A 26,875-nucleotide genomic window follows, 5' to 3' on the forward strand; every position below is an offset into this window, starting at 1 on the left:
TTATCAACAGTCCAGCAAGGACACCGAGGAGATCCCCATGAGCCAAGTTCTGAACCTGTTCAACAGCGTCGGGCCCGAGCAGTTCACCACCATGATCTGCCAGATCGCACCCTACTTCAGCACCATCCAGCCCAGCGTCACGGCGCTGCGCCCCGGCTATGCCGAGGCCAATGTCCCGCTGCGCAAGGAGGTCACCAACCACCTGGGCACCATGCATGCCATCGCGCTGTGCAACGCGGCCGAACTGGTAGCGGGCACCATGACCGATGCCTCGCTGCCGGCCGGCTACCGCTGGATTCCCAAAGGCATGAGCGTGGAATACCTGGCCAAGGTCAAGACCGACATCCGCGCGGTGGCCGATGGCAGCGGCATCGACTGGGCCCAGGCCGGCGATCAGGTTGTGCCGGTGGACGTGTTCGATACCGAAGGCAAGAAGGTGTTTGCCGCGCGCATCACGATGAACGTGAAGGCCGCGTGATCAGCGGCGCGCGACTCAGCCGATGAGGTTGGCCAGCGAGAGCAAGGCCAGCAACAGCATCCACAGCACGACCGAGCGCCAGATCAGGCCCACCACACTGCGCAGGTGGGCCATCTGGGGCGCGGCCCCCGTGGTGCTGCCTTGCGCCTCGATCACATCGGGCGCATCGCCTTGCGTGATCGTGCGGCTGACATCCCGTGCGCCGTCGGTGCTGGGTGCCACCTGGCCACCCAGGCGCACCCCCAGTGCCCCCGAGGCCGCCGACAAGATGGAGCCCTCGTTCGGGCGCACCCACAGCACGGCGTGACGCCGCCAGGCATCCACCGCGTCTTCAAAGTTGCCCACCACCGCAAAGCCGAAGGCCGTCAGGCGCGCGGGCACGTGGTCGACCAAGGCAAACAAGGTCTGCGACAGGCTCATCAGGCGGTCATGGGTGGACACCCCCGTGATCTGGCTGCGGTAAGACCAGTAGCGGCTGGCGAACTCGGCCATGCGGTAGAGCACGGCACCAGCCGGCCCCAGGCCCAGCGATGACAGGGCCACGAACCAGAAGAACACGCCGAACACATGGCGGTGCGCCGCCAGCAGCGAGTACTCCAGCACGTGGCGCAGGATCTCGGTGCGGGGCAACTCGCTGGCATCCAGGTTCTGCCAGTGGGCCAGCAACTCGCGTGCGCGGTCTTCACGGCCCGCCTCCAGCGCATCGCGGATGTCGGTGAAATGGTGGCTGAACTGGCGGAAACCCAGCGTCAAATACAAGACCGCCACGTCCAGGCCCAAGGCCAGCACGGTGCTGTAGCGGTTGGTGAACACATAGATGATGGCCGTCAAGGCGGCGGGCGCCAGCACCGTGATGCCCCAGACCACGCGTGCGTGCATGTCCTCGCCGGCATCGAAGTTGCGCCCAGCCCAACGCACCCAGCCAGTCAGTCCATGGTGGATGGGGTTGAGGTTCGACAGGGGCTTGAGCTGCTCCGCCAGCAGGGCGAAGAGCACGGCAAAAAAGCTCATGGATGGATCATAGCCCCCGCCCCGCCCTGGAATGGCCGGGAAATGGGGCCAAGTTTCAGGCAGACAGGAAGCGGTATAAATTTCGCAACATCGCAGCCGTCGCACCCCAGATGAAGTACTCCTTGTCGGTGGACTGCGATGTCCAGGGCATGGAGAAGAACTCCAGGCGCGTGCCCGCCACGTCAAAGGCGCGGCGTTGGTGAAAGCGTGGGTCCATCAGGAAATGCAGCGGCACCTCGAAGATCTCGGCCACCTCGCTAGGGTCGGCATTCAGCTGCAGGCGCTCCAGCTCCTGTGAGCCCGGCTCGATGAGCCCCACCACAGGCGTGACCACAAAGCCGGTGCCCGTGGTGTAGGTGGGCAAGGTGCCCAGCACGTCCACCCGCGAGGGGGCCAGCCCGACCTCTTCCTGCGCCTCGCGCAAGGCCGTGTAGATGGCATCCGGGTCTGTGGGCTCGCTGCGCCCGCCGGGGAAGCTGATCTGGCCGGCGTGCTTCTTGAGGTGCGAGGTGCGCTGCGTCAGCAACACGCTGGGCTCGCCGCGCATCACCAGGGGCACGAGCACCGAAGCGGGCACAGGGTCCGGGGCACGGAACCACTTCTCGACCTCGATGTCCGGATGCCAGATGGGCGGCTGCTCAAAGCGCTGAATGAGCGAGGCCCGCGTGAAACGTTGCGGGTCGACGGCCGGCAGGTGGGTATCGTGGCCCAACAACTCGGCCACGCGGGGATCAATCGTGAATGCCATGACACCACCATAACAAAAGCCGCCAGTGCTTGCGCAAGGGCGGCTATTGGGGCGGGCACCACACCGTGATGCCCGACTGAAGGAAGCGAGCGATTAAGCCAGCTTCTCTTTGATACGTGCCGACTTGCCGCTGCGTTGACGCAGGTAGTACAGCTTGGCGCGACGCACATCACCGCGACGCTTGACTTCGATGCCAGCGATCAGGGGGCTGTACAGCTGGAACGTACGCTCCACGCCTTCGCCGCTGGAGATCTTGCGCACGATGAAGCTGGAGTTCAGGCCGCGGTTACGCTTGGCGATCACGACGCCTTCGTAAGCCTGAACGCGCTTGCGGGTACCTTCAACCACGTTGACGGACACGATCACGGTGTCGCCAGGGGCGAAAGAGGGAATAGTCTTGTTCAGACGAGCAATTTCTTCTTGCTCGAGCTGTTGAATGATGTTGGACATCAAAGGCTCCTAAATGATCTTGCCCGCGCCAGGAATTGAAAGCCTGCACGGATCGAACCAGGGTTCTGATCGGCCTGCGCAGAGGTAAAAGCCGGGTAGAGGATCGGAAAACCGCAGATTATAGCGCGAGTTGAGCCAAAAAGTGTTCGTCTTGTTTGGACAACTCGCCGCGGGCCCTGGCCGCCTCGATCAACTCAGGGCGGCGGCGGGCCGTGATGGCCAGTTGCTGCTCCCGGCGCCAGCGGGCGATGTGGGCATGGTGGCCAGACATCAGCACGGGGGGCACGGCCGCCTCCACGCCAGCCAGGTCGCCCTGGTCAGGCAGGCTCAGCACCTCGGGGCGGCTGTAGTGCGGGCAATCCAGCAACCCATCAGAAAAGCTGTCCTGCTCGTGCGAGGCGACGTCGTTGAGCACCCCAGGCTGCAGGCGGGCCACGGCGTCGATCAGGGTCAGGGCAGGCAACTCGCCGCCCGACAGCACGTAGTCACCCATGGAGATTTCTTCGTCCACATGGGCATCGATGAAGCGCTGGTCGATGCCTTCGTAGCGGCCACACAGCAGCACCGCACCCGACCCCTGGGCCAGTTGCTGAACGCGCTGCTGGGTCAAAGGCTTGCCAGCCGGGCTGAAGAGCACCACGGGCAGGCGCGCGCCACCGGCCGCAGCCTGATCGGAGCGGATGGCCGACAGGCAGCGCACCAGGGGCTCGACCAGCATGACCATGCCCGGCCCGCCGCCAAAGGGGCGGTCGTCCACACGGCGGTAGGTGCCATCGGCGTGGTCACGCAGCGGCCACAGGCGCACGTCCACGGCCTGCGTTTCGAAAGCGCGGCGCGTCACGCCAATGCTTTGAAACGGGGCAAACAGTTCGGGAAACAGGGTGATGACGTCGAAGCGCACGGCCATGTTTGGCCCCCCGTTCAAAAAGGGATCAGTAGTCCAGGCCCCAATCGGCGACGATGCGCCGATCAGCCAGGCTCACGCTGACAATGTAGGCCGCCACAAAGGGGATCAGGCGCTCAACAGGCTTGCCATCTTCACCAGGCTCGCCTTCACAGCGCAGCACGCTTTGCGGGCCGGTGTCCAGCAGGTCAACCACCTTGCCCAGGGCCTCGCCCTCTTTGTTGAGCACGTCCAGGCCGATCAGGTCGACCCAGTAGAACTCATCTTCGTCGGGCGTCGGGAAGGCCGAGCGCGACACATACACACGGGCACCCTTGAGCGCCTCGGCGGCATTGCGGTCATCCAGGCCATCGGCCGTGGCCACCACGATGTCACCTTGCTCGCGGGCCTGCTTGACTTGCAGGAAGCGCGGCTTGGCCAGGCGCGCCACACCATGGGGCGCGGCAGCGGGCTTGGCTGCAGCCGAAGCAGGCTTGGCAGGCGCGGCGTTGGCAGACGCGGCTTTCGCAGACGGACGCGGCAAAGCACCCGAAGCCGGTTCGCTCGGGCGCAAAAACCATTTCTTGGTACAGAACAGCGCCTGTGGGTCGGAGGAGAAGGGCTGGACCTTGATCCCGCCCTTCACGCCCCAGGCGTCAACGATGCGCCCGACCTCTATCGCGTCTTGTGGCCAGACGACACCGTCGTCCAGAACAGGGGCATAGGTCTCGGCGCGATCGTTCATGCAGTCAATGCTCAGGCAGCAGGCGCAGCCTTGATCTTGGCATCGCGAACCAGACGGGTCACGGCGTCAGAGGGCTGAGCGCCGTTGTCCACCCAGTGGGCCACGCGGTCCAGCGACAGACGCAGGGTTTCGGCATTGCCGGAAGCCAGGGGGTTGTAGAAACCCACGCGCTCCAGGAAACGGCCGTCACGGCGGTTCTTTTGTTCAGCCACAACGATGTTGTAGAAGGGGCGCTTCTTGGAGCCACCGCGAGAGAGTCGAATCACGACCATGATGTGTCCTTCAAATTGGTTTGGCGGCCACCCTTCCCGGGAGACACTCGGGGGCAGGCGACCAAAGGTTGGTCAGACATCTCATCAAAAATGATCTGGCCCAACCAGGTAAATGGATCTCACGGCCCGTTTAGATACGCGCCAGATGCTGACCCCAGACTTCAGTTAAAAACTGCTGCATGGGAAACACCCGACTCAGGCCACGAAACCGCGCATTATAGTCCGGTTCGTACCGTTTGTGTGAACACCCCCTCCATGACACCCATCCCCGCTGGCTACAAGTCCAAAACCCTGGCCACCTGGGCTGCCCTGCTGGGTGGGCCTGTGGGCGCACACCGCTTCTACCTCTACGGGCTGGGAGACTGGCTGGGCTGGCTGCACGCCATCCCGACGCTGGTGGGCGCCTGGGGCATCCAGCGGGTGCAGGATCTGGGGCAGGACGACCAGTTGTCCTGGCTGCTGCTCCCCATCCTGGGCTTCATGGTGGCCTACACGATGCTGCAGGCCATCCTCTACGGCCTGACGCCGGATGAGAAATGGCACGCCCGCTTCAACCCAACGCTGACGGCCTCACCCGATGCACCGGCCAGCGGCTGGGCGGCCGTGATCGGCGTGGGCCTGGCGCTGATGCTGGGCGCCACCGTGCTGATGTCCACCATCGCGTTCTCAGGCCAGCGCTACTTCGAATACCAGGTCGAAGAGGCCCGCAAGATCAGCCAGTGAATTTCTGATCGCAAAAAATCAGGCGCGGAACATGAAGTACGCCGCGCCGACCAGGCACAGCGCGGCCCAGATGTAGTCCAGCTTGAAGGGCTGCCCCAGGTAGAACACCGCAAAGGGCACGAACACGCTCAGCGAGATCACTTCCTGCATGACCTTGAGCTGCCCCACCGTCATCTGCTGGGCCCCCACGCGGTTGGCGGGCACCTGCAGCAGGTACTCGAACAGGGCGATGCCCCAGCTCACGAAGGCCGCGATGAACCAGGGCTTGCTGGCCATGTTCTTGAGGTGCCCGTACCAGGCAAAGGTCATGAACACATTGGACAAGACCAGCAACAGCGCGGACTGCAGCGGCACCGGAAAGGACTGAAAGAAGCTCATCATGGGCTGCAGTCTATGCAAATTGCCCCGCGCCTGGCCGCGGTACGGGATAATCTCGGTTTTCCCGATCACCCAGCTCTTTGCTTGCCCATGACCACGCCCACCAGCCCCAACAACGGCACGAACGCCCCCCTCACCTACGACCAGGCCGGTGTCAACTATGACCTGATCGACCCGTTGAAGGTCGCGGCGCAGCGTGCCGCCGCGGAAACCGGCGCGAACCTGGCCAGCCATGGCTTCTCGGAGGTGCTGGCTTCGCGTGGCGAGTCGGCCTATGTGGTGGATGTGGGCCCGATGTACCTGGCCTCCATCGTCGAATGCCTGGGCACCAAGACCCTGGTGGCCGATGAAATGGCGACGCTGACCGGCAAGAGCTATTACGACAGCATCGCGCAGGACACCATCGCCATGGCCGTCAATGACCTGATCACCGTGGGTGCCACACCCCTGGTCGTGCAGGCCTACTGGGCCGCAGGCGGCTCCGACTGGTTCGGTGACAAGGTCCGCGCCAACGCCCTGGTGGCCGGCTGGAAGAAGGCTTGCGAAGTCTGCAACGTGGCCTGGGGCGGCGGCGAAACGCCCGCACTGGCCGGCATCGTGGCCGATGGCCGTGTGGACCTGGCTGCATCGTGCACCGGCATCATCAGCCCCAAAGCCCGCCTGTCGGTGGGTGACAAGATGGAGGCGGGCGACGCCATCGTGCTGCTGGCCTCCAGCGGCATCCATGCCAACGGCCTGTCGCTGGCACGCAAGCTGGCCGAGCGCCTGCCCAAGGGCTACCTGACCGACATCGGCCATGGCCAGACCTATGGCGAAGCCCTGCTGGCCCCGACCACGCTGTACTCGCCCGTGACCGAAGCGCTGGCCGCAGCCGGCATCAACCCGCATTACTGCGCGAACGTGACCGGCCACGGCTGGCGCAAGCTGCTGCGCCACCCCAAGGCCCTGACCTACCGCATCACCGCCCTGCCCGAGAAGACGCCCGTGCTGGCCTTCATGCAGAAGGAGTGCGGCCTGGATGACCACGAGGCCTACGGCACCCTGAACATGGGCGCGGGCTTTGCCCTGTACGTGGCTGCGGGCGACGCACAACGTGTGGTCGAGATCGCGCAAGGCCTGGGCATCCCGGCCCTGGTGGCAGGCCGCGTTGAAGCCGGCCCCAAGCAGGTCGTGATCGAACCCTTGAACGTGGTGTACGGCGCAGACGAGTTGCAACTGCGCTGATACCACCCAGCCCGCCATCAAAGGCCGGCATCGTCTGTGTTTGCTCAAACCGAGGAGTCCACATGGGTCAGATGATCGCGTTCCAGCGCCCCGATGGCGGCAGCACCCGCGGCTACCTGGCCGAGGCCGGCCCCGGCACCCCCAGCGTCATCCTGATCCAGGAGTGGTGGGGGCTCAACGAGCACATCCAGCGCCTGGTGGACCGCATGGCCGCAGCCGGCATCACCACCCTGGCCCCTGATCTGTACCGCGGCCGCCTGGCCCATTCGGCAGACGAAGCCAGCCACATGATGACCAACCTGGACTTTGCCGACGCCACCCACCAGGACCTGCGCGGCGCCACCCAGTACCTGGCGCAACGCGGCGGCAAGATTGGCGTGATGGGCTTCTGCATGGGCGGCGCGCTCACCGTGGCCAGTGCCGTGCATGTACCGGGCTTGTCGGCCGCGGTTTGCTTTTATGGCATCCCGCCTGCCGGCTTTGCTGACCCGGCGCGCATCCGCATCCCTTTCCAGGGCCATTTCGCCAGCCTGGACGACTGGTGCACCCCTGCCCTGGTGGACAAGCTGGAAGCGGCGATGAAGCAGGCCGGGCAGGCGCCGGACATCCACCGCTACCAGGCGCACCACGCCTTCGTCAACCAGACCCGGCCCGAGGTCTACGACGCCACCTGCGCCCAGCAAGCCTGGGATCGCACCGTCAGCTTCCTGCACACGCACCTGAAGGCCTGATCGCCCACGCCGGCACAGACCCCTCGCAGGCCATCCGTGACCTTCGTCTCGGATTGGCGCACGCCGCAGCCCTCCACCACGCAGTCAGCCCTCAAATTCGACGGGTTTGTGCCGATCCCACCCACAGGGATCAGGCGCCCTGAGTTACCTGCATGCGCGGCATCGGCCAGGCATGGTGAGTCGCCTGAATAAACAAGGGACGCACTATGACGCAGGCTCGTGTATTGCTCACGGACGATGACGACATGACCCTGGAGATGCTCGAAGCGGCATTGCAGGATCGTTATCAGGTCACCCTGGCCCACAGCGGCCGGGAGGCCATCGACAAAGCCCGAAAGGCACCTTTTGACCTCATCGTGCTGGATGTGGACATGCCTGAGATGGATGGCTACGAAACCTGCACGACCCTCAAGGCCGAGTCGCAAACGGCGAACGTGCCTGTCTTGTTCCTGTCTGCCCGCGTCAACATCGACGAGCGGCTGCGCGGCTACCGGGTGGGTGGCACCGACTACCTGACCAAGCCCTTCGATGTGGCCGAGTTGAGCACCAAGATCGACCTGGCCGTCGAGCAGCACGCGCGCAACCAGCAACTCAACAGCCAGTTCGAAGAGGCCATGAACATGGCCATGGCCACCGCCGACATGTACGGCGAGGTGGGTGTCGTGCTGGAGTTGCAGCGCCAGCTTGGCAACTGCTTCAACTACACCGACATCGCCAACACCTTCTTCGGGGCGCTGGAGAAGATGGGCTTCGAAGGCTGCCTGCGCCTCAATGGACGGCTGGGTTCGACCTCGCGCTCAGGCCAAGGCGAATGTTCGGCGCTGGGCAACTCCCTCCTAGATCACATCGAAGCCAGCAAAGGGCCCTCGATCCAGCCAGTGGGCGACAACACCAGCTTCAACTACGGCAACGTGCTGATGCTGATCCGCAACCTGCCGATGAACCCTCAGCCCGAGCAGCACAGCCAGGAGGACATCGACCGCCTGGCCCGCGTGCGGGACAACGTCGCCTTGATCGCCGAGGGCATCGTCTCGCGCATGCGTGCACTGGATGTCGAAACAGAAAAGTCCCATCTGGAGCACTCGCAAAAGATGGTGAGCATGACCCGCGAAGCCCTGGTGGACATCTCGGCACAACAGCACGCCAACCGCATGCAGATGGGGCAGGTGTTCCAGCGCATGAACAGCGAGGTGGAGCAGCTGTTCATCCACCTGGGGCTGAGCGAGTCGCAGGAAGAGCATCTGTCCAATACCTTGCGACGCCACATTGCCGAGGCCATGGGCGTGTTCGATCACAGCAACCAGATCGAAGCCCACCTCAACAAGCTCATCGTCAAGCTCAAGGGCTGATATGGCACGCCCGAGCACCGACGCGGCCCACAGCGAGCCGCTGACCCTGCAAGCGGTCAGGGAGCAGATCGACCTGTCGATCCTGCGCAACGTCAACCTGACGATGCGGCTGGGTGCCGTGGGCGGCGTCCTGCTGACCATCGGCCTGACGCAGATCCCCAATCAGGACCCGCACATTCGCAACCTGCGCATGGCCAGCGGCGCCCTGTTTGCCGTGCTGGCCCTGGCGGCCATCCTGATCAACAAGCGCTGGGGCGCCAAGGTGGCCGCCACCTCGTTTGCGGCCTTCACCCTGATCGTGAACTACGGTCTCGCGCTGGCGCTGGGGACGGGCATTTCCTCCTCATCCGGCGCCGTGCCCGCCGCGCTCATCGTGGTGATGGGCTATGTGCACGGCCCACGCATGGGCGTGCTCATGACACGGCTGTCTGTGGCGTGTGTGCTCACCTTGCTGGCGCTGGAATGGCATGGCTGGCTCCCGGGCATCCAGCTGCACAACAAGCCACCAGCGGCCTCCTACGCGGTGGTGCTCATCATCGTGTTCATGGTCATCGGCTCGACGATCACGCATTTCAGCCGCCTGTTCTGGGATGCCATGGGCGCCATCGAGAAGGCGCGCCAGGACCTGCAGACCAAGGTGGAGATGCAGGAGAAGACCCAGCGCGAGCTCATCGACAGCAAACAACGCCTGGCCACCTTGCTGGACCACGCCCCGATGTCGGTGCTGATCTTCGACAAGGACACGGGCCACCTGCACTACGTCAACCAGCACGCGCTGCAAGCCCATGGCGCCAAGATCACACGCGATATTGCACACCAACATCTCTTCACCGGTGAGTCATTCACCGAAGAGAAGTTGCTCAAGCACATCCACCGCACACGCGACAACGGCGCGCAGGAGCTGCAATGGCGCACGGTCAAACACAACGGCAAGCACGTGTGGTGGTCCATCAAGCTGGACAACCTCGTCATCGATGACGTGTCCTACGTCGTGTCGTTCGGGCATGACATCACCACGCGCCTGGAAGCCGAACAGGCCCTGATCGATCACCGCGCCCACCTGGAAGAGCAGGTCCGGGCGCGCACCGCCGAAGCCCTGGTGCAACAACACCGGTTGGAAACGGTGATCGAAGCCCTGCCCGTGAGCCTGACGATCAAGGATCGCCAGGGCCGCTACCAGTTGAGCAACAAGGTGTTTGAAGAAGCCTCCGGCCTGAGCAAGGCGCGGCTGCTGGGCAGCACGGCCGACGACCTGTTCCCACCCGCGATGGCCGAGCAGATCCGCGAACACGACAACGTGCTGTTCAACGGAACCCAGATGGTGCGCTACGAGAACTTCCGCATGCGCCGTGATGGCGGCCGCCGCGACCACCTCGTGACCAAGGTGCCCCTGCTGGATGCAGCCGGCCAGCCTGAAGCCATCCTGACGCTGTCGGTGGACATCTCCGAACAGAAGGCCATGCAGCGCGAGCTGACAGCGGCCAAGACGGAAGCCGAGCGGCTGTCCAGCATCAAGACGGAGTTCCTGGCCAACATGAGCCACGAGATCCGCACCCCGCTGCACGGCGTGCTGGGCCTGGCCCAGGTGGGGCAGAAGCTGCCGCCTGGCGACCCGCAGGTTCAAGCCATCCTGGAGCGCATCACACGCTCGGGCCGCCACCTGCTGGGCGTGATCAACGACATCCTGGATTTTTCCAAGATCGATGCGGGCAAGCTCACAATCGACAAGTGCCCGCTGGCCCCGCGCCAGTTGGCCGAAGACGCCGTGGCCATGGTCGAAGAGCGTGCAGCCGCCAAAGGGCTGAAGCTGACGCTGCAATGCGAGCAGACACCGGCCGCCATCATGGGCGACCCACTGCGCATTCGCCAGATCCTGATCAACCTGCTGAGCAATGGCGTGAAGTTCACCGAACAAGGCGGCGTGACGCTGACCTTGTCGATGGGCCACGGCCACCTGTATTTCGCGGTCAAGGACACCGGCATCGGCATGCAGGCAGATGCGCAGGAGCGTGTCTTCTCGCCTTTCGAGCAGGCCGACGGCTCCACGTCCCGGCGCTTTGGCGGCACGGGCCTGGGCCTGAGCATCAGCCGCAAGCTGGCCCTGCTGATGGGCGGCGACATCACCCTGCACAGCACCTGGGGCGACGGCGCCACCTTCACCCTGGTCGTGCCGCTGGAAGAGGCGGATGCCACCACACTGGCCCCGGCAGACGATCAAGCGCCTGGGGTGGACCTGGGCGATGCCCCCCGCCTGGCTGGCCTGCGCGTGCTGGCCGCCGACGATGTGGACATCAACCGGGAGATCCTGTTGGGCTTGCTCACCCAGCAACAAGCCGAGGTGCACTGCGCCGAAGACGGCAGGCAAGCACTGGCCATCCACCAGGAAAAAGGCCCGGGGTATTTCGACCTGGTGCTGATGGATGTGCAGATGCCCGTCATGAACGGCCTGCAGGCCACCCAGCTGCTGCAAATGCAAGAGCCCGGGCTGCCCGTGGTGGCCCTCACCGCCCACGCCATGACCGAAGAGCGCCAACGTTGCACCGAGGCCGGCATGGTCGGCCACCTGGCCAAGCCCTTTGACTCCGATGACGTCGTGCGCCTGATCCTGCGCCACAGCCGCCGTGCGGCCCAAGCCGGCGAGGCCGCTCGCGTTTCGCAAGACGCAACAGAAAGCAGCCCGATGCGCGCGCCCCTTGCCACACCCGAAGCCGGCGCACCTGAAACCGCGCTCGACATGGCGGGCGCCTTGAAGCGTTGCGGCGGGAAAGAAGCCCTGCTGCGCAAGCTGATGGCCAGATTCATCGGCGAGCAAGCAGATTTTGTGAGCCGTTGCCAGCAATTCCTGGCAGAAGACCCCGATCAGGCGCGCCGGGCCGTGCACATGTTCAAGGGCACCTCGGCCAACCTGGGGCTGAGCCAGTTGTCGCACCATGCGGGAGAGCTGGAAAATGCCCTGCTCACCCAGGACAACGCCCAGATCGGCCGGGCCCTGTTGGCACTTCAGGGCGCGTTGAAACAGCACATCACCCTGGTGCAACGCTGGCTGGCTGAACAAGTTCCGGCCTGACCCCTCGGCATGGCTTACAATCGTCGGTGACGGGCCTCCCCGCATGGGGGTGCGGCCAACCGGGTCAGATCGGGAACGAAGCAGCCCTAACCGATTACCTTCAGTGCCGGGGTTCAGGCTCGTCACCCCAATTCATTGTTTTGATGCCCCCTGCGTCGCGGCCGGGACCGAACTTCCGCGAAGTTCGGGGCGCGTTCTGGCTCATGGCATCAACACCCCTCCCGCCCGCATCCACTCCAGCCTCCGGCAACACCCAGGTCCGCATTGACCTGGGCGAGCGCAGCTACGACATCCTGATCGGCGGTGGCCTGCTCCAGGCCGCATCGTTTGCCGGCCTGCCCAAGTCGTCCAAGGCCCTGATCGTCACCAACACCACGGTGGGCCCGTTGTACACGGCCAAGCTGCGTGCCGCGCTGGCGCCGCACCACAAAACCGTGCTGGATGTGGAACTGCCCGATGGCGAGCAGTACAAAGACTGGCCCGCCCTCAACCAGATCTTCACCAAACTGCTGGAAGAAGCCGCTGACCGCAAGACCGTGTTGTACGCACTGGGCGGCGGCGTGGTCGGCGACATGACCGGCTTTGCCGCCGCCTGCTACATGCGCGGCGTGCCCTTCGTGCAGGTGCCCACCACGCTGTTGTCTCAGGTGGACTCCTCGGTGGGTGGCAAGACCGCCATCAACCACCCGGCCGGCAAGAACATGATCGGGGCTTTCTACCAGCCCCAACGCGTGATCTGCGACCTCGACACGCTGGACACCCTGCCGCAAAAAGAGCTGCTGGCCGGCCTGGCTGAGGTCATCAAATACGGCCCCATCGCCGATGTCGGCTTCCTGTCCTGGCTGGAAGCCAATATGGACAAGCTGCTGGCGCGTGACCGTGCCGCGCTGATGCACGCCATCAAGCGCTCGTGCGAGATCAAGGCCTGGGTGGTGGGCCAGGACGAAAAGGAAGCCGGCCTGCGCGCCATCCTGAACTTCGGCCACACCTTCGGCCACGCGATCGAGTCCGGCATGGGCTATGGCGAATGGCTGCATGGCGAGGCCGTGGGTTGCGGCATGGTCATGGCCGCCGACCTGTCTGCGCGATTGGGCCTGATCGACGAAGCCACCTCGCTGCGCATCAAGGCGCTGATCGAGCGCACCGGCCTGCCCGTCAAGGGCCCCGATCTGGGCGCGGACCGCTACATCGAGCTGATGCAGGTGGACAAGAAAGCCGAAGGCGGCGAGATCAAGTTCGTGGTCGTCGGGCCACTGGGGCAAGCCAGCATGCGGCCCGCACCTGACGCCCTGGTCCGCGATGTGATTGCCGCCCACACCCGCTGAGCCAAGTACCCGAGGTCAAACGAGACGATGTGGTTAGCCCCTTACGCCAGTCAACCTGAGCAAACCAAGGGGCGCCGTTTCCCCGAGCCGCCCGCCCCGACCCGCAGTGACTTCCAGCGTGACCGCGACCGCATCGTGCACAGCACGGCGTTCCGGCGCCTGGTCTACAAGACCCAGGTGTTCCTCAACCACGAGGGCGACCTGTTCCGCACGCGGCTGACCCACTCGCTGGAGGTGGCCCAACTGGGCCGCTCGATTTCCCGCTCGCTGGGCCTGAACGAAGACCTGGTGGAGGCCGTGGCCCTGGCCCATGACCTGGGCCACACGCCGTTCGGCCACGCCGGCCAGGACGCGCTCAACGAGTGCATGAAGGGCCATGGCGGTTTCGAGCACAACCTGCAATCGCTGCGCGTGGTCGACAAGCTCGAAGAGCGCTACCCGGGCTTTGATGGCCTGAACCTGAGTTTTGAAACCCGCGAGGGCATCCTCAAACACTGCTCGAAGCTGCACGCCGAGCAACTGGAGGCCCAGGAGCCCGGTGGGGTCGGCCAGCGCTTTCTGAAAGGCACGCAGCCCAGCCTGGAGGCCCAACTGTGCAACCTGGCCGACGAGATCGCCTACAACGCCCATGACATCGACGATGGTGTGCGCTCCGGCCTGATCACCATGGAGCAGCTCGAAGCGGTGCCGCTGTTCACCCGCTTTCGTGACGAGACCCTGTCCGAGCACCCCCAGGCCACCGGCAAGCGCCTGCTGTTCGACAGCATTCGCCGCATGCTGTCGCAGCAGGTGTATGACGTGATCGACGCCACGCGTGCCAACCTGGCCGAGCACCTGCCCTTGACGGCCGACGAAGCCCGCCAGTGCCCGCCCCTGGTCCGTTTCAGCCAGCCCATGCGCGAGGCCAGCACCCAGCTCAAACGCTTCCTGTTCAAGGAGCTGTACCGCCATGAGCAGGTCAATGAGACCACGGCACGGGCCAAGCAGGTGCTGATCGAGCTGTTTCACGCCTATGTGGGGCGGCCCGAGGCCATGCCCGCCGACTTTGCCCGCCGCGACGACCTGCACCGATCGGTAGCCGATTACATCGCCGGCATGACCGACCGTTTTGCCGTGCGGGAACACGAACGCCTGACGGGGCGCAAGATTTTCTGAAAAATTACCGCGCGGCACTGGGCGATTCGCCCCCACGATCTGGGTGAGCTGCCTAGAATGGCCTTTCACCTTGTTGTGCTGACACCTGCCCCACCTGCCCCACCTGCCACCATGCTCCGTCGTCGCCTCGCCGTTCACCTGCTCGCTGCCCTGGCCTGCCTGGCGTGTGCGCAAACAGCCCAGGCCGTGGTGCTGGACTTCGAAGACCTGAGCTGCGCCAGAACCCAGCCCATCTGCAATGTGGGCTCGGCTTATTCAAGCAAGGGCTACACGCTGCGTTATGCCCCCGCTGCGGACGACGACCACCCGGTGGGCTTTCACGCCATTGGCAAACTGTGGTCGCCCAATGTGGGTGGCAGCACCGCCATGCTGGCCAACAGCTGCAACGCCAGCACGACACTCAGCGCCCAATCCGGCAAGCCCTTCTCGGTGCTCGCCCTGGACCTGGCCGAAGCCAATGCGGACGCCCCCGCCACCGTCGAGTTCATCGGCACCAAGACAGACGGCACGCCCGTGCGCATGAATGCCTTGCTTGATGGCAAGCCAGGCTGGCAACGGGTGGTGTTTCCCTCGGCGTTCTACAACCTGAAAACGCTCACGTGGGTACAAGGCGACTGCGTGAACAACAAGTCGCACATGTTCGACAACATCCTGGTGATGCCGGGGATCGCACCCCGCTGAACCTGCTCAGAACGTCAGCTCGTAGCGCATGACCACGCCATCGCGCTTGAGGCCCACACGGTAGTTGTCAAAACAGATTTCAGCGCGGCGGTTCAGATGCAAGGCACCTTGCGCGGGCGCTATCGCCGGGTTGACCGGGCCCGCATCGGATGCCAGATCAATGCGCACATCCTTGAACTGCTCGGACAGCATCTTGCCCACCAGGCGCGCCAGCAAGGGGGTGGCCGAAGCCGGCTTGCCCGATGAGGGCGACATCTCACGAAGATGGGCCTGGGTCGTGCTGAGCTGCTGAACCACCTCGGGCTCGGCGTCCTGCGCACGCGCTGCCGTCATGATCGACGTCATCGCCAACATCAAGATGAGTTGAATGCGCATGGTGGGTCTCCTGCTTGGACCTGGGTTCAGCTTATTGCCGTGCTTTGATTCTGCAATGACGTTATCCCGGGGGATGCCATCAGTAACGGCCACCTAAGCACGCTATTTGGGTGTTAACCCACACCCTGTTTCGGGGTTTGCGGCTCAAGTTTGCCCCGCACACTGCCGAGCATCTGTATAGATCTGTATGGATTTGTGAACCCCATGTCCCGCATCGCACTGGTGATGATCGTCCGCGACGAGGCACGTTGCATCGTGCGCTGCCTGCGCAGTGCGCGCCCCTGGGTGGACGAGATGATCGTGCTGGACACGGGCTCGACCGACAACACCGTGGCCCTGGCACAAGCCGAAGGCGCACAGGTGCACCACTTCACCTGGGTCCAGGACTTTGCTGCAGCGCGCAATGCCGCGCTGGGCCTGAGCAAGGCTGACTGGAACCTGGTGCTCGATGCCGATGAGATCCTGAGCGATGGCGGTGAGCTGATGGCGGCACTGCGCCATCAAACGCCTGACTTCATCGGCCGCGTGGACGTGCGCAGCGCCTTCCAGGCCAATGGCCAGCCCCACCAGCAAGACGCCTCCAGCTGGCTGCCGCGCGTGCTGCCAGCCGGTGTGCGCTACGAAGGCCGCATCCACGAACAACCGGTGTCCAGTCTGCCCCGCAAGGACCTGGCCATCACCGTATTGCACGACGGCTACCTGCCCGAACAGATGCGGACCAAAGGCGCGCGCAACCGCAAGCTGCTGGAAGCCGCCGTGGCCGAGCGCCCGCAGGATGCCTACCTGCGCTACCAGCTGGGCAAGGACCACGAGGTCAACGACCGCTTCGATGAAGCCTGGCGGGCCTACGAGCAAGCCCTGAACCTGCTGGGCCCCCAAGCAGGCCGGGAACCGCCCTGGCGGCATGACCTGATCCTGCGCAGCCTGTATGCCCTCAAGGCGGACGGCCAGGTGGAGCAGGCCATCCAGCTGGCAGAAGCCGAGATGGCCAACTGGCCCGACTCGCCCGATTTCTTCTTCGTGCTGGGCGATGTGCTGCTGGACCTGGCCACCGCCCTGCCCGAGCAAGCCGCCGACATCCTGCCCATGATCGAGAACGCCTGGCGCCAATGCCTGGCCATCGGCGAGAACCCCAAGCTGGAAGGCGCCGTGCACGGGCGCGGCAGCCACCTGGCCCGCCACAACCTGAAATTGCTGCTCGGCACCATGGCCGCCATCTGAAGGCCGCCACCCCGCCTACGCCGGAATTAATGCACTGTTCCGGCGCCTCATTGGCCGATCGCTTCAGGGTGAAAAGCCCATCATGGTGGTATGAATGCACCCGCCACCTTCAACGCGCCGGCCCCCGCCCTGATCGTGATCGGCGGCGGCTCGCCAGCCCCTGCCAGCCACGAGCGCGCCGCCCGCGCAGCGGACCCCGCCTTGCAGCGCCTGCTGGCCGCCCTGCCCGCCGCCTCGCAAGTGCTGGAGCTGGGTTGTGGCCAGGGTGAGCTGGCCCAGGCCTACCAGCGCCGCCACCCGCAGGCGCAGTGGTTGGCACTGAACCCCCATACCACCGCCCTGCCCGTCGACAACGGGGCCTTTGACCTGATCGTGGTCAACCGCCTGGAGCACCTGCCGCACGCCGCCAAGGCACTGGCCGAGCTGGGCCCGCTGCTGGCGCCCCAAGGCCAACTGTTCGTGCTGGCCGAGAACCATGCCTGCCTGTCCACCCTGGCGCACCTGATCGAGGCCGATCCCTCCACAGGCCATGCCGCCTCGGCCCATGACACGCTCAGCCAGGAGCTGGCGCACCCCCGCTACCAATCGCACTCGACCATCTACAAGCTGCTCCTGGACGCCGGCTGGACCCCGACCCTGGTGGACCACCAACCCGATCAGCCCATGGACGACAAGGTGGCCGCCGCCGTGCGCTACATGGGCGACGCCCTGGGCGTGCCCGCCGGCTGCGCCGACCGCGTGCACCGCATGAAGCACTTCGTGATCCGTGGCCTTCGCCAGTTTGATGACGTGCAGCCCGATGCCACCCTGCCGCTGTTCGACGTGGTGGTGCCCACCACCAAGGAGCAGCAGCTGCGCGTGAACGTCGAGCAGTCGCCTGGCCTGAAGGAAGTCCAGGCGCGCATCATTTCCTACCGCCAGGCCGCCACGCCGGCTGAGGCACTGGAGGCCTCGCTGGCCCATGTGCAAAGCGACTGGGTGCTGCTGTGCCACCAGGACGTCTACTTCCCCAAGGGCTTTGGCCAACGCCTCAACGCCCTGCTGGCCACCATCTCTCCCGAAGACCGCCCCAAAACCTTGCTGGGTTTCATCGGCATGGGCATCAACCGCCAGACCGAACAGCCCGAGCCCGCCGGCTTCGTGATCGACCGCGTCAACAGCGCCGACCACCCTGCATCCGACGCGGCCGTGTCGATCGACGAGCTGGCCCTGGTGATCTCGAAAGACTCCATCCACCGTATCGACCCGCAGATCGGCTGGCACCTGTGGGCCACCGACCTGTGCCTGAGCGCGATCTGCACGCACCGCGTCTTCCCGCGCATCGTGCGCCTGCCCCTGTACCACAACACGCAAAGCGGCTGGCAGCTGCCGGCGTCCTTCTACGACTCGGCCGAGTACATCCTGCAAAAGCACCAGGCCTTCAGCACCATCCACTCGCTGTGCGGCGTCATCGATCAGGGCTTCGTGGCCCAACACCGGACCACCAGGAGCAACTGAGCATGACCCAGATCACCACGCTGATCCCCGCCTACAAGAAGGAATACCTGGGCGATCTGTTCCTGGCTTTGCGCCGCCAGAGCTTCAAGGACTTCAAGGTCATCGTGTCGGACGACAGCCCCGGCGGCGTCATCACCGACATGATCCGCAACCAGCACTGGGGCAAGCTGACCGCCGAGCTCAACATCACCGTGGTGCGCGGCCCGCAAAACGCCCGCCGCAACCACGAGCAGCTGCTGGACCTGTGGGGCGGCCAGACCCCGCTGGTGCACTTCAACCTCGATGACGACATCATCTACCCCGAGTTCTACCGCACGCACGTGGCCGCCCACCTGGCCGCGCCTTGCTGCGCCACGGTCAGCCAGCGCTGGCTGAGCCATGACGATGGCGTGCCCGCCTGGACCTTGCCCCTGCCGGACTTCGTGCAAGAGAGCAATGGCCATGTGCTGCAACCCACCACCGAGGAGCTGTTCAACAGCACGGTGGGCACCTGCCAGAACTGGCTGGGCGAGCTCAGCAACATGGTGCTCTCCAGCGAAGGCGCCGCGCTCTACCCCCGCCCGCCTTCAGATGACCTGAGCTACTACGGCCTGCTGGACATCGGCTTCGTGCTCAACGCCAGCCAGCACCTGCCAGTGACCTTCATCCGCGAGTACCTGAGCGTGTTCCGCCAGAATGAGCAGCAGACCACCCACAGCACCCACAGCCATGGCGGCCGTGTGGGCTTCCTGGTCTGGGTGGCCTATGCCCTGGCAGCATGGCGGGACGGTCACATCAGCCCGCAAACCGCGGTCAGCGCCATCGGCACGGCCACGCAGCGCGTGGTGCACCACTTCAGCGACGACCCGGTCGTCGCGGGCTACTTCGACATCCTGGACAACAAGGCCGCCTCTCTGGACCAGTTGTATGTCGCCTTCCGCGATTTCTGGCTGAACCTGCTGGCCAGCAACCCAGGCACCTCCCCGGCTCCGCAGGCAACGCCTCCGGCCAAGGCCAGCACCACCGAGCAGCCCGAGCAAGCCAAGCAGGCAGACCACACGATCTGATCAGGACCGATCATGAACACCAAGCCACCCATCTATGTGACCCAGCCGGATCTGCCGCCGCTGGAGGAGTTCATGCCCTACCTGCAGCAGATCTGGGACAGCAAGATCCTGACCAACGGCGGCCCCTTCCACAAGCAACTGGAAGCCGAGCTGGCCGAGTTCCTCGGGGTCAAACACATCTCGCTGTTCACCAACGCCACCATCGCGCTGGTGACGGCCCTGCAGTCGCTGCGCATCAGCGGCGAGGTGATCACAACGCCCTACTCCTTCGTGGCCACGGCGCATTCCCTGCTGTGGAACGGCATCAAACCCGTTTTCGTGGACATCGACCCGCAGACCTTCAACCTCGACCCTGCCTGCATCGAAGCGGCCATCACCCCGCAGACCACGGCCATCATGCCGGTGCACTGCTATGGCCGCCCATGCGATGTGGAGGCCATCCAGCGCATCGCCGACGACTACAACCTCAAGGTCATCTACGACGCCGCCCATGCCTTTGGCGTGAAGCAACATGGCCAGAGCGTGCTGCAGCACGGTGACCTGTCCATCCTCAGCTTCCACGCCACCAAGGTGTTCAACACCTTCGAGGGCGGCGCCATCATCAGCCCCGATGCGCGCACCAAGCAGCACATCGACCACCTCAAGAACTTCGGTTTCGTCAACGAGACCACCGTGGTGGCCACCGGCATCAACGGCAAGATGAGCGAACTCAATGCCGCGCTGGGCCTGCTGCAACTCAAGCATGTGGGCAAGGCCATCGCACGCCGCAAGGAGATCGATGCGCTCTACCGCTCGCTGCTGGGCGATGTCCAAGGCATCCGCCTGCTGGAGCCCGCGGCCGACACCGACGTCAACTGCTCCTACTTCCCCATCCTGGTCGAGCCCGACTACCCGCTCGCCCGCGATGTGCTGTATCAGCAGATGAAAGACGCCGGCATCAATGGCCGCCGCTACTTCTACCCGCTGATCTCGGACTTCCCGATGTACCGCGGCCTGCCTTCGGCCAGCGCGAACCTGCTGCCCGTGGCCAAGGCGACCTCGTCCAAGGTCATCTGCCTGCCCATCTACCCGGCGCTCAGCGACGATGAGGTGGCCCGCGTGTCTGAGCTCATCCGCAACCCTCAACTGCCCGTGGCCAGCCCTGCACCGATGACAGCCTCCACGCAGGCCCATCACGCCGGCACCGCCGCCTGATCGCAAGGATAAAACCATGCCCTATTGCTGTGTATGCGACCAGACCGTCCCGGCCTGGCTGCCCCACCCCCACGCCGAGCAACGCAGCCCGCTGATGCGCCTGCTGGACACCGTGGGCTCCGACCTGTCGATGTACCTGTGCCCTTCCTGCCATTGCTCCGACCGTGACCGCCATCTGTGGCTGTACATGAACGCGGCCGGCATCACGGCGCAATTGCCGGGTGCCACCGTGCTGCACATGGCGCCCGAGCCGCATCTGGAGCGCCTGATCGGCGCCTGCCAGCCGGCGCATTACATCCGCGGCGACCTGCACCCCACGCAGGCCCACCACGAGCGCATCAACCTGGAAGCCCTGCCGTTTGATGACAACAGCCTGGATCTGGTCATCTGCAACCACATCCTGGAACACGTCTACCACCCCGACAAGGCGCTGTCAGAGATCCACCGCGCGCTCAAGCCCGGTGGCATCGTGGTCGCGCAGACCCCATACGCGCCTTGCCTCAAGCACACCTTCGAGACCAAGACCGTGCCCGATGCCCAGACCGCCCACCTGCTGTTCGGGCAAGCCGACCACGTGCGGCTGTTTGGTGACGACATCGTCGACTACTTCCACGCCGCAGGGCTGCAAGGCGATCTGCTCAAGCACGAAGCCCTGCTGCCCAAGGTGCTGCCGGCCGACTATGGCTGTAATGCGCGCGAGCCCTTCTTCGTATTCTGGAAACCCGCCGCGGCCACGGCCCAGAGCCAGGCTGATAAAACCCCGCACGCCGAGCCGCAGCACGCTTGAGTGGGGCTGACGCCCTCAAACAAAAAGGTCTGCGATGTGCAGACCTTTTTTCATGTGCAGCGCAGCCTGTGTTCAGGCCAGCACCCGGCTGCGCATCTTGAACAAGGGGCGGTTCATGAACTCACCGATCGCGTTGTTGCGCGGCAGGTTGTCCTCGCTGATGGGCTCATAGACACGCGTCACCGGGTTGGGCACGGTCACCTCTTCGATGGTCCAGCTGTCGCCCACGCCTTGCGCCACGAAGTCGATCAAAGCGGCCTTTTCGCCACCTTCGAACAAGGGGCAGGCCACATCGCCCTTCCAGTTGAAGCCCAGTTGCAGCACCAGCACGCGGGTCAGGCTGGCCATGTGGCGCAAACCTTCCAGCATCTGGGCGCGTGCGGCATCCATGCCCAGGCTGCGGTCACCAAAGTCATCGCCCAGGTGGTGCAGCACATTGAGGCAGAAGGTGACGTCATACGTCTGAGTCACCGGCGCCATGAAGTCGAAGTAACAGGCGTTCATCTGCAAGCGGTCCGTCAGGCCGGCCTGCTCTGCGCAATGGGCCACAAACGCCGCGTGCTCCTGGTTGCCTTCATAGCAGGTCACATGGCGGGCGCCACCCTGCAAGGCCCCGAAGCTGAAATAGCCCGTGTTGGAGCCGATGTCCAGCACCTTGGCACCCAGCAGAGGCAGGGCGCGGTCAAAGTAGGCCTGGCGCTCGACCTCCAGCTTGCCGGCGGGCAGATCGCTGGTGTCGCCCAGCAGTTGCGCCACCAGCGGGTGAACCAGCTGGTAGTTCGCATGCTTGCTGCGCTGAAGGTACAGGTCCTTGAGTGAAGGCTTGTTGGTGGGCATGTTGATCACGTCCGTGTGAGAAATTCAGTGGCAGGCGTGCAATGCCTGGGTGTCATCCCGGGCATAGACGTCGTGGGTGTACAGCAGGTGGTCCAGCTCCGCAGGCATCAGGGTCTGACCAGCAGGATGCACCACGCAGCCTGGCTGGTTCGCGCCATAAGCCCAGGCATAGGCGGCCTTGTCCGGGCTCAGCGCCGGCAGACCAGGGGTGTCAAAGCCTTGATCATGGGCAAACAGCCGGAGGATGTCGGGGCACACGTCCAGTGCCAGTTGCAGCGGCCCCCAAAAGCGCGGGTTGACCTCGATGTAGAACAACTGGCCACCGGACTCGATGACTTCCAGCATGAAGGCGCCGTGGTAACCCTGCGCGTGCAGCCCCTTGAACAGGCGCGCTTCGTCCAGGCCTGGGTTGCCCGTGGGGCGGGCCAGCACGATGGACTTGCCGCCGGGCTGCTGCATCAGGTTGAGTTGCCAGAAGGAGGCGACCTGTCCCTCTCTGCTCAGGTAGGCGCACAAATAGTGGCTCTGCCCCACGATGAAGTCCTGCGCGAAATAGGCGCCTCGGTCCAGGCCTGTCAGGGCCTGATCCAGCTCGGCCGATGAACGGCACAAGATCGGGTACAGCACCCGGCCATGGGCCACATTGGCCCGGGGCTTGAGCACACAGGGTGCGTGCCAATGGCCATCCGGCTGCGTGGCAGGCAGGTGCAGATCAGGGCACAGCGCGCTCATCAGCGCCTGGCTGCTGTGCTTGCCCGTGAGCGCCTCGTAGATCGCCTGATCGGGCAGGCCGATCTCCAGCCCGCAGCCAGCCAGGGCATCGCGGTGCGCCAGCAGGAAATGGTTGATGAACTCGGTGGTGGGGCAATACACCAGTCCACCCTCCTGGCTGCCCGCCAGCTCACGCAGCCAGGACACCGTCACCACCGCATCCAGGCGGTTGAAGATGACATGGTCGCGCCAGCGCGTGCGGTGAATGGCATCGCCCTGCCCCGCAGCCACGATGACAAAGGGCAAACCGGCCTGGTCAAAGAAGCGGCACAGGGCCACGACGGCACGGTCGTTGTGCCCAGAAAAGACCAGGAAGCGGCGCGCCATGGTGCAGCTCAGGCTGCCAGCCTGGCCGAGGGTTGCGGCGCCTGCTCGGGCAGGTCGTCGGGGATGGAGAAATCAGCCTGCATGGTGCGCGCCAGCGTGCGCTCCTGGGCCGTGGTCTCTACCTTGCGCAGCAGCAGGCTCATGGTGCAGGCCTGTGCGCGCTCGCACACCTCGTTCTTGTCGTTCATGTATTCAAAGCGCTCGACCTCGAAACGGTGTTCAAACCAACCCAGTTGCCAGAACTGCTCGGTGAAGGCCAGCCAGGTCTTTTCGTTGAAGGCACGGCGGTGCGTGGGATCCTGCCAGGTCTTCATGGCCATCTCGTGCGCCACCTGCACGATCAGCTTGCCCTGTGGCTCCAGCATGGCCAGGCAGTTGCCCATCAACATGGGCAGGTCGGAGGCCTGCTCCAGCGCAGCGCTGGCGTAAATCATCTCGACGCTGCCGGGCTGGATCTCGATCGGGCCGGTCAGCGGTGTATCGCCTGCAAAAGGCAGGAAGACGGGCTGGGCAAAATCGCCATGCAGGTCCGGCTGCATCTGGTCGTTGGCATCGATGTTGAGCCAGCCGGGCAGGTAGTCATTGCCAGATCCCAGGTGCACGCGGGTGGGCTGCCAAGGCGCCTGAGGGCGGTGCGCCTGGTGCGTGCGGCCGAAGCCCGCGGCGAAAGCCAGCAGGTCGGCATAGGGCTCGATCGGGTCGGCCTTCTCGAACGCATGCAAGGCGGCGCGGGCCTGCTCGTAAAAAGCGGGCGTGCCGAACTGCTGGCTGAAATAGGCCTCCAGTTGGTCCTCTGTCAGCCACAACACGCTGTCCTCGAACGCTTCGTGCGGACGCGTCTGGGGACGGCGCTCGGAAATCACCGGCGTGCCCAGCGACAGGCAGTGCGAGGCGCGGGCCTGCTCGAAGCGGCTGCTCTCGTAGAAATGGGCATTGAAGACGGCCTTGGCCTGCACGATGTAGGCGTCACGCTCGGGGCCGTACAGCGCACCATCGAACACGCTGACTTGCACACCGGTGGATTCGATGCGCTGGATCATGGCCTGACGGCGCTCGTTCATGCTGCCGATGAACAGCAGGTCGATGGGGCGCTGCTCAAGGGGGATGGGCTCGGCCTGCTGCAGATAAGGGGCATACAGGAAGGGCACCACCATCACCTCATCGGGGTGCGCCGAGTAGGCCTGGATGTTGTCCTGGTCGTAGTCCACCACGGCGGATGTCTTGAGCAAGGCCAGGTAGTCGCGCGACACGGCCGCCCCGCCCTGCCCCAGTTGCTCCAGGTTCACGAAGATGCAGCTGTAGCGCTGGCGCAGATCGGCCTCGAAGCCCAGGTGCGCGCCGAACACGAAATTGACGGCATCGTGACGCAGGCGGTTCTTGCCGATGGTGACCTCGCCCCCCATGCGCCGGAACTGGTGCCGGAAGTAGCGCGCCTGATCAAGAAAACCCAGCGAATGCACGTAGCCCTTGGGCTGCACGATGCTCAGGTGGATGCGGGGCAGTTCAGTCATGACAGCACTCCGGTTTCCGTTAGGGGAAGGGATCAAGGACATCATGCTCATGCCCCTTCAGCTCAAGTGGTCAGGTGCCAGCCCCTGGGCCTGGCGCTCGGCCATGCGCCACAGGAGATCACCAAAATCGCTTGCATAGGCGTCGCTGTCGAACAAGGGAGCTTCGTCGCGCGCGCGGTGCAGGTGCTCGCGCAAGGCCTGACGCTTGTCGGCATCCGCGGCCAGCTCCAGCACCTTGGCCTTGTAGGTGTCCAGGTCCTGGCAAATTAGATCAGGCAGGCCCACGTTGTGCAACAGGCTGGACGCCACACGTTGCGCAAAGCTGTGGCCGGCATGAGTCACCACCGGCACACCCGCCCACAAGGCGTCGCTGGCCGTGGTGTGGCCGTTGCAAGGCCAGCTGTCCAGATAGACATCGGCCAGGGCAAAGCGGCTGATGTGCTCGCTGATGTGCACCTTGCGGGCAAAGACCAGGCGCTGCGGGTCGACGCCTCGCTTGGCCGCTTCATGGCGCAAGACCTCTTCGGCATCACCCAGCCAGTTGAGCAACCAGAGCACCGAATTGGGCGTGCGCTTGAGCAAATCACACCAGACATCGAACACCTCAGGCGAGAGCTTGAACGGCTGGTTGAAGCCACACAGCACCACGGCATCCTCCGGCAGGCCATGCGCGGCACGGCTGTCGGGCTGGGGCAAGGGGCGCTTGCGGTCATTGGGCTGATAGCAGTGCGGCAGCAAGGCCAGCTTCTCGGTGTAGTGCGCCGCTTCGCTCAAGGGGCTGACCACGGCGTCGCCGATCATGTAGTCGATGTAGGTGGCGCCGCTGGTGCCGGGAAAGCCCAGGTAGGTCGCCTGCACCGGCGCGGCGCGGTAGGCAAAGATGCCCAGTCGCCCGTTGACCGTGTGGCCCTTGAGATCGATCAGCACGTCGATGTTGTCATCACGGATCTTCTGTGCCACCTGCTGGTCACTCCATTCGCTCACTTCCACGAACTGGGTGGCAACGGCCTTGATGCGACGGCGCATCGGGCTGTCTTCATCGGGGCCGTGCGAATACAGGTGCAGCTCGAAGCGCTGTGGATCGAGCTTTTCCAGCACCTCGGCCAGCAAGATCGTGGTGGCGTGGTGGTGGAAGTCGCACGACACCATGCCCACACGCAGGCGTTGCGACAAGGGGCGAGGTGCACGCGGGGCAAAGGGCTTCACCCCATGCGCATAGAAATTGGCGCAGGCCTGTGCGGAGCGCAGTTGCCGGCCAACGTCCCCGCTGAGGGTGACGGCAGCAAACACCGACGACCAGTTGACCGACTCGGGCGTCAAGGCATCCAGCAACTGGTTGACCTCTTCCATCTCCAGGGCGGCTTCATCCCAACGGCACAGCTCGCGGCTGATGAACACGCGCAGGCTTTGCGCAGCCAGCTCACCACCATCCAGGCCCACGGCCAATGCCGTGGTCAGGCACTCGATGGCCTCGGCCTTCATGCCCACCGCATTGAAGCAGATGCCCAACCGGTAATGGCTCATCGCGTGCGTCACATCTTGTGAAAGCGCATCAAACAAGACCTGGATGCCTTCCTTGTAGCGCTGTGCACTGAACAAGGTGTTGCCCAGGATCTGCAGGTATTCGGTGCTGGGCTTCATGCCGGGCGGCACTTCCAGCATGAAGCTGGCGGCTTCGCTGTGGCGCCCCACCTGTGTCAGGCACTCCCCCATGAACTGGCGGGCCAGCAAGTTGGCGGGCTCCTGCTCCAGGATGCAACGCGTCTCTTCAATCGCGCGCTCGGCCTGCTCTGACCTCAACAGGGCGCGGGCCAGGTTCAACCTGAACAGGGTGTCAGCCGGTGCCGCCTTGCAGGCTTTGTCGAACTCCTTGACCGCCGCGCGCCATTGCGCCTTCTTGGACATGGCCAGGCCATGTTCCCAATGTTGATGCGCCTGCTTCAGAAGCCGTGCTTGTTGGCCGAAAACAGCTTGTGTCGAGGTTTGCATGGCGGATGACACCCATTTCATAAGGAAGAGGTGCCATCAGTCTAGACATCAGCGATTCCCATGGGAGTCGGAGATGCGCAGCAAAGCAATGTCATTTCTC

General features: G+C 64.5%; 25 protein-coding genes, 1 other RNA gene and 1 pseudogene. 15 read left to right on the top strand and 12 right to left on the bottom strand.

The window, feature by feature from the left end; translation table 11 throughout:
- The first annotated feature begins 37 nt into the window (after positions 1-37).
- Positions 38-478, top strand: a complete 441-nt coding sequence (locus tag HY019_RS06170; protein WP_290689276.1) for a hotdog fold domain-containing protein — start codon at positions 38-40, stop codon at positions 476-478.
- A gap of 15 nt (positions 479-493) precedes the next feature.
- Here the strand turns inward: HY019_RS06170 and HY019_RS06175 are convergent, their stop codons facing one another.
- The 6 genes from HY019_RS06175 to rpsP all read right to left on the bottom strand — a co-directional run bounded on the left by HY019_RS06175 (position 494) and on the right by rpsP (position 4,587).
- Positions 494-1,489 (bottom strand): CobD/CbiB family protein, encoded by a 996-nt coding sequence (locus HY019_RS06175; protein ID WP_290689278.1) that lies wholly within the window; start codon positions 1,487-1,489, stop codon positions 494-496.
- Between the two features lie 55 nt (positions 1,490-1,544).
- The gene (locus tag HY019_RS06180) at positions 1,545-2,237 is read right to left on the bottom strand and encodes a CoA pyrophosphatase (protein ID WP_290689280.1); all 693 of its coding nucleotides are present in this window, start codon (positions 2,235-2,237) and stop codon (positions 1,545-1,547) included.
- A 93-nt stretch (positions 2,238-2,330) separates the two neighbouring features.
- The gene (rplS, locus tag HY019_RS06185) at positions 2,331-2,687 is read right to left on the bottom strand and encodes a 50S ribosomal protein L19 (protein ID WP_035043354.1); all 357 of its coding nucleotides are present in this window, start codon (positions 2,685-2,687) and stop codon (positions 2,331-2,333) included.
- Between the two features lie 118 nt (positions 2,688-2,805).
- Positions 2,806-3,588 (bottom strand): tRNA (guanosine(37)-N1)-methyltransferase TrmD, encoded by a 783-nt coding sequence (gene trmD / locus HY019_RS06190; protein ID WP_290689363.1) that lies wholly within the window; start codon positions 3,586-3,588, stop codon positions 2,806-2,808.
- Between the two features lie 31 nt (positions 3,589-3,619).
- The gene (rimM, locus tag HY019_RS06195; protein WP_290689282.1) at positions 3,620-4,315 is read right to left on the bottom strand and encodes a ribosome maturation factor RimM; all 696 of its coding nucleotides are present in this window, start codon (positions 4,313-4,315) and stop codon (positions 3,620-3,622) included.
- Between the two features lie 11 nt (positions 4,316-4,326).
- On the bottom strand, positions 4,327-4,587 hold the full coding sequence (gene rpsP, locus HY019_RS06200; protein ID WP_290689284.1) for a 30S ribosomal protein S16: 261 nt from the start codon (positions 4,585-4,587) through the stop codon (positions 4,327-4,329).
- 255 nt (positions 4,588-4,842) lie between these two features.
- Between rpsP and HY019_RS06205 the strand changes: the two genes are divergently transcribed.
- Complete coding sequence (locus HY019_RS06205; RefSeq protein WP_290689286.1) at positions 4,843-5,310, top strand: hypothetical protein; 468 nt, start codon at positions 4,843-4,845, stop codon at positions 5,308-5,310.
- An 18-nt stretch (positions 5,311-5,328) separates the two neighbouring features.
- Here the strand turns inward: HY019_RS06205 and HY019_RS06210 are convergent, their stop codons facing one another.
- Entirely contained in the window at positions 5,329-5,688 is a 360-nt protein-coding gene (locus HY019_RS06210; protein ID WP_290689288.1) for a DMT family protein, read from the bottom strand.
- A 90-nt stretch (positions 5,689-5,778) separates the two neighbouring features.
- Here HY019_RS06210 and HY019_RS06215 point away from each other — a divergent pair, with 90 nt between their 5' ends.
- The 8 genes from HY019_RS06215 (at position 5,779) to HY019_RS06250 (ending at position 15,220) form a co-directional block, all read left to right on the top strand.
- Positions 5,779-6,912 carry an AIR synthase-related protein gene (locus HY019_RS06215; protein ID WP_290689290.1) on the top strand — a complete coding sequence of 378 codons (1,134 nt, stop codon included), beginning with the start codon at positions 5,779-5,781 and terminating at the stop codon, positions 6,910-6,912.
- A 62-nt stretch (positions 6,913-6,974) separates the two neighbouring features.
- On the top strand, positions 6,975-7,643 hold the full coding sequence (locus tag HY019_RS06220; protein ID WP_290689292.1) for a dienelactone hydrolase family protein: 669 nt from the start codon (positions 6,975-6,977) through the stop codon (positions 7,641-7,643).
- 206 nt (positions 7,644-7,849) lie between these two features.
- On the top strand, positions 7,850-8,992 hold the full coding sequence (locus HY019_RS06225; protein ID WP_290689294.1) for a response regulator: 1,143 nt from the start codon (positions 7,850-7,852) through the stop codon (positions 8,990-8,992).
- 1 nt (position 8,993) lies between these two features.
- Positions 8,994-12,059: an ATP-binding protein gene (locus tag HY019_RS06230; RefSeq protein ID WP_290689296.1), complete on the top strand. Its 3,066-nt coding sequence runs from the start codon at positions 8,994-8,996 to the stop codon at positions 12,057-12,059.
- Between the two features lie 28 nt (positions 12,060-12,087).
- Positions 12,088-12,186, top strand: an RNA gene (gene ffs, locus HY019_RS06235) — signal recognition particle sRNA small type.
- A gap of 76 nt (positions 12,187-12,262) precedes the next feature.
- The gene (gene aroB / locus HY019_RS06240; RefSeq protein ID WP_290689298.1) at positions 12,263-13,384 is read left to right on the top strand and encodes a 3-dehydroquinate synthase; all 1,122 of its coding nucleotides are present in this window, start codon (positions 12,263-12,265) and stop codon (positions 13,382-13,384) included.
- 27 nt (positions 13,385-13,411) lie between these two features.
- Positions 13,412-14,539 carry a deoxyguanosinetriphosphate triphosphohydrolase gene (locus HY019_RS06245; protein ID WP_290689300.1) on the top strand — a complete coding sequence of 376 codons (1,128 nt, stop codon included), beginning with the start codon at positions 13,412-13,414 and terminating at the stop codon, positions 14,537-14,539.
- Positions 14,540-14,650: 111 nt separating this feature from the next.
- Complete coding sequence (locus HY019_RS06250) at positions 14,651-15,220, top strand: hypothetical protein (RefSeq protein ID WP_290689302.1); 570 nt, start codon at positions 14,651-14,653, stop codon at positions 15,218-15,220.
- A 6-nt stretch (positions 15,221-15,226) separates the two neighbouring features.
- Here HY019_RS06250 and HY019_RS06255 read toward each other — a convergent pair whose 3' ends face one another.
- A complete protein-coding gene (locus HY019_RS06255; protein WP_290689304.1) occupies positions 15,227-15,595 on the bottom strand; it encodes a hypothetical protein in 369 nt (122 codons plus the stop codon).
- A gap of 204 nt (positions 15,596-15,799) precedes the next feature.
- Here HY019_RS06255 and HY019_RS06260 point away from each other — a divergent pair, with 204 nt between their 5' ends.
- The 5 genes and pseudogenes from HY019_RS06260 to HY019_RS06280 all read left to right on the top strand — a co-directional run bounded on the left by HY019_RS06260 (position 15,800) and on the right by HY019_RS06280 (position 21,340).
- Complete coding sequence (locus HY019_RS06260; RefSeq protein WP_290689306.1) at positions 15,800-16,816, top strand: glycosyltransferase family 2 protein; 1,017 nt, start codon at positions 15,800-15,802, stop codon at positions 16,814-16,816.
- Between the two features lie 90 nt (positions 16,817-16,906).
- On the top strand, positions 16,907-18,313 hold the full coding sequence (locus HY019_RS06265) for a methyltransferase domain-containing protein (protein WP_290689307.1): 1,407 nt from the start codon (positions 16,907-16,909) through the stop codon (positions 18,311-18,313).
- A gap of 2 nt (positions 18,314-18,315) precedes the next feature.
- A complete protein-coding gene (locus HY019_RS06270) occupies positions 18,316-19,359 on the top strand; it encodes a glycosyltransferase family A protein (protein ID WP_290689308.1) in 1,044 nt (347 codons plus the stop codon).
- Positions 19,360-19,371: 12 nt separating this feature from the next.
- Positions 19,372-20,472: pseudogene (locus HY019_RS06275) on the top strand (DegT/DnrJ/EryC1/StrS family aminotransferase); the annotation flags it as partial.
- Between the two features lie 97 nt (positions 20,473-20,569).
- Positions 20,570-21,340: a class I SAM-dependent methyltransferase gene (locus tag HY019_RS06280; RefSeq protein ID WP_290689310.1), complete on the top strand. Its 771-nt coding sequence runs from the start codon at positions 20,570-20,572 to the stop codon at positions 21,338-21,340.
- Between the two features lie 72 nt (positions 21,341-21,412).
- On the opposite strand, the gene HY019_RS06285 is transcribed toward HY019_RS06280, so the two are convergent.
- Genes HY019_RS06285 through HY019_RS06300 form a run of 4 tightly spaced genes read right to left on the bottom strand, consistent with a single transcriptional unit; the run spans position 21,413 to position 26,775 of the window.
- Positions 21,413-22,177, bottom strand: a complete 765-nt coding sequence (locus HY019_RS06285; RefSeq protein WP_290689312.1) for a class I SAM-dependent methyltransferase — start codon at positions 22,175-22,177, stop codon at positions 21,413-21,415.
- 24 nt (positions 22,178-22,201) lie between these two features.
- Positions 22,202-23,275, bottom strand: a complete 1,074-nt coding sequence (locus tag HY019_RS06290) for a hypothetical protein (RefSeq protein WP_290689314.1) — start codon at positions 23,273-23,275, stop codon at positions 22,202-22,204.
- 8 nt (positions 23,276-23,283) lie between these two features.
- Positions 23,284-24,786: a hypothetical protein gene (locus HY019_RS06295; RefSeq protein ID WP_290689316.1), complete on the bottom strand. Its 1,503-nt coding sequence runs from the start codon at positions 24,784-24,786 to the stop codon at positions 23,284-23,286.
- 57 nt (positions 24,787-24,843) lie between these two features.
- Positions 24,844-26,775: a tetratricopeptide repeat protein gene (locus HY019_RS06300; RefSeq protein ID WP_290689318.1), complete on the bottom strand. Its 1,932-nt coding sequence runs from the start codon at positions 26,773-26,775 to the stop codon at positions 24,844-24,846.
- Between the last annotated feature and the right edge of the window lie 100 nt (positions 26,776-26,875).

The organism is Aquabacterium sp., assembly GCF_016195855.1.
Lineage (GTDB): Bacteria > Pseudomonadota > Gammaproteobacteria > Burkholderiales > Burkholderiaceae_C > Aquabacterium.

Coding starts and splice junctions, on each gene's coding strand:
- HY019_RS06255 (WP_290689304.1), bottom strand. CDS start 15,595: ATGCGCATTCAACTCATCTTGATGTTGGCGATGACGTCGATCATGACG.
- HY019_RS06205 (WP_290689286.1), top strand. CDS start 4,843: ATGACACCCATCCCCGCTGGCTACAAGTCCAAAACCCTGGCCACCTGG.
- HY019_RS06270 (WP_290689308.1), top strand. CDS start 18,316: ATGACCCAGATCACCACGCTGATCCCCGCCTACAAGAAGGAATACCTG.
- rplS (WP_035043354.1), bottom strand. CDS start 2,687: ATGTCCAACATCATTCAACAGCTCGAGCAAGAAGAAATTGCTCGTCTG.
- HY019_RS06230 (WP_290689296.1), top strand. CDS start 8,994: ATGGCACGCCCGAGCACCGACGCGGCCCACAGCGAGCCGCTGACCCTG.
- rpsP (WP_290689284.1), bottom strand. CDS start 4,587: ATGGTCGTGATTCGACTCTCTCGCGGTGGCTCCAAGAAGCGCCCCTTC.
- HY019_RS06225 (WP_290689294.1), top strand. CDS start 7,850: ATGACGCAGGCTCGTGTATTGCTCACGGACGATGACGACATGACCCTG.
- HY019_RS06170 (WP_290689276.1), top strand. CDS start 38: ATGAGCCAAGTTCTGAACCTGTTCAACAGCGTCGGGCCCGAGCAGTTC.
- HY019_RS06290 (WP_290689314.1), bottom strand. CDS start 23,275: ATGGCGCGCCGCTTCCTGGTCTTTTCTGGGCACAACGACCGTGCCGTC.
- HY019_RS06175 (WP_290689278.1), bottom strand. CDS start 1,489: ATGAGCTTTTTTGCCGTGCTCTTCGCCCTGCTGGCGGAGCAGCTCAAG.
- HY019_RS06300 (WP_290689318.1), bottom strand. CDS start 26,775: ATGCAAACCTCGACACAAGCTGTTTTCGGCCAACAAGCACGGCTTCTG.
- HY019_RS06210 (WP_290689288.1), bottom strand. CDS start 5,688: ATGAGCTTCTTTCAGTCCTTTCCGGTGCCGCTGCAGTCCGCGCTGTTG.
- HY019_RS06180 (WP_290689280.1), bottom strand. CDS start 2,237: ATGGCATTCACGATTGATCCCCGCGTGGCCGAGTTGTTGGGCCACGAT.
- HY019_RS06265 (WP_290689307.1), top strand. CDS start 16,907: ATGAATGCACCCGCCACCTTCAACGCGCCGGCCCCCGCCCTGATCGTG.
- HY019_RS06295 (WP_290689316.1), bottom strand. CDS start 24,786: ATGACTGAACTGCCCCGCATCCACCTGAGCATCGTGCAGCCCAAGGGC.
- HY019_RS06215 (WP_290689290.1), top strand. CDS start 5,779: ATGACCACGCCCACCAGCCCCAACAACGGCACGAACGCCCCCCTCACC.
- rimM (WP_290689282.1), bottom strand. CDS start 4,315: ATGAACGATCGCGCCGAGACCTATGCCCCTGTTCTGGACGACGGTGTC.
- HY019_RS06280 (WP_290689310.1), top strand. CDS start 20,570: ATGCCCTATTGCTGTGTATGCGACCAGACCGTCCCGGCCTGGCTGCCC.
- aroB (WP_290689298.1), top strand. CDS start 12,263: ATGGCATCAACACCCCTCCCGCCCGCATCCACTCCAGCCTCCGGCAAC.
- HY019_RS06260 (WP_290689306.1), top strand. CDS start 15,800: ATGTCCCGCATCGCACTGGTGATGATCGTCCGCGACGAGGCACGTTGC.
- HY019_RS06220 (WP_290689292.1), top strand. CDS start 6,975: ATGGGTCAGATGATCGCGTTCCAGCGCCCCGATGGCGGCAGCACCCGC.
- HY019_RS06245 (WP_290689300.1), top strand. CDS start 13,412: ATGTGGTTAGCCCCTTACGCCAGTCAACCTGAGCAAACCAAGGGGCGC.
- HY019_RS06250 (WP_290689302.1), top strand. CDS start 14,651: ATGCTCCGTCGTCGCCTCGCCGTTCACCTGCTCGCTGCCCTGGCCTGC.
- HY019_RS06285 (WP_290689312.1), bottom strand. CDS start 22,177: ATGCCCACCAACAAGCCTTCACTCAAGGACCTGTACCTTCAGCGCAGC.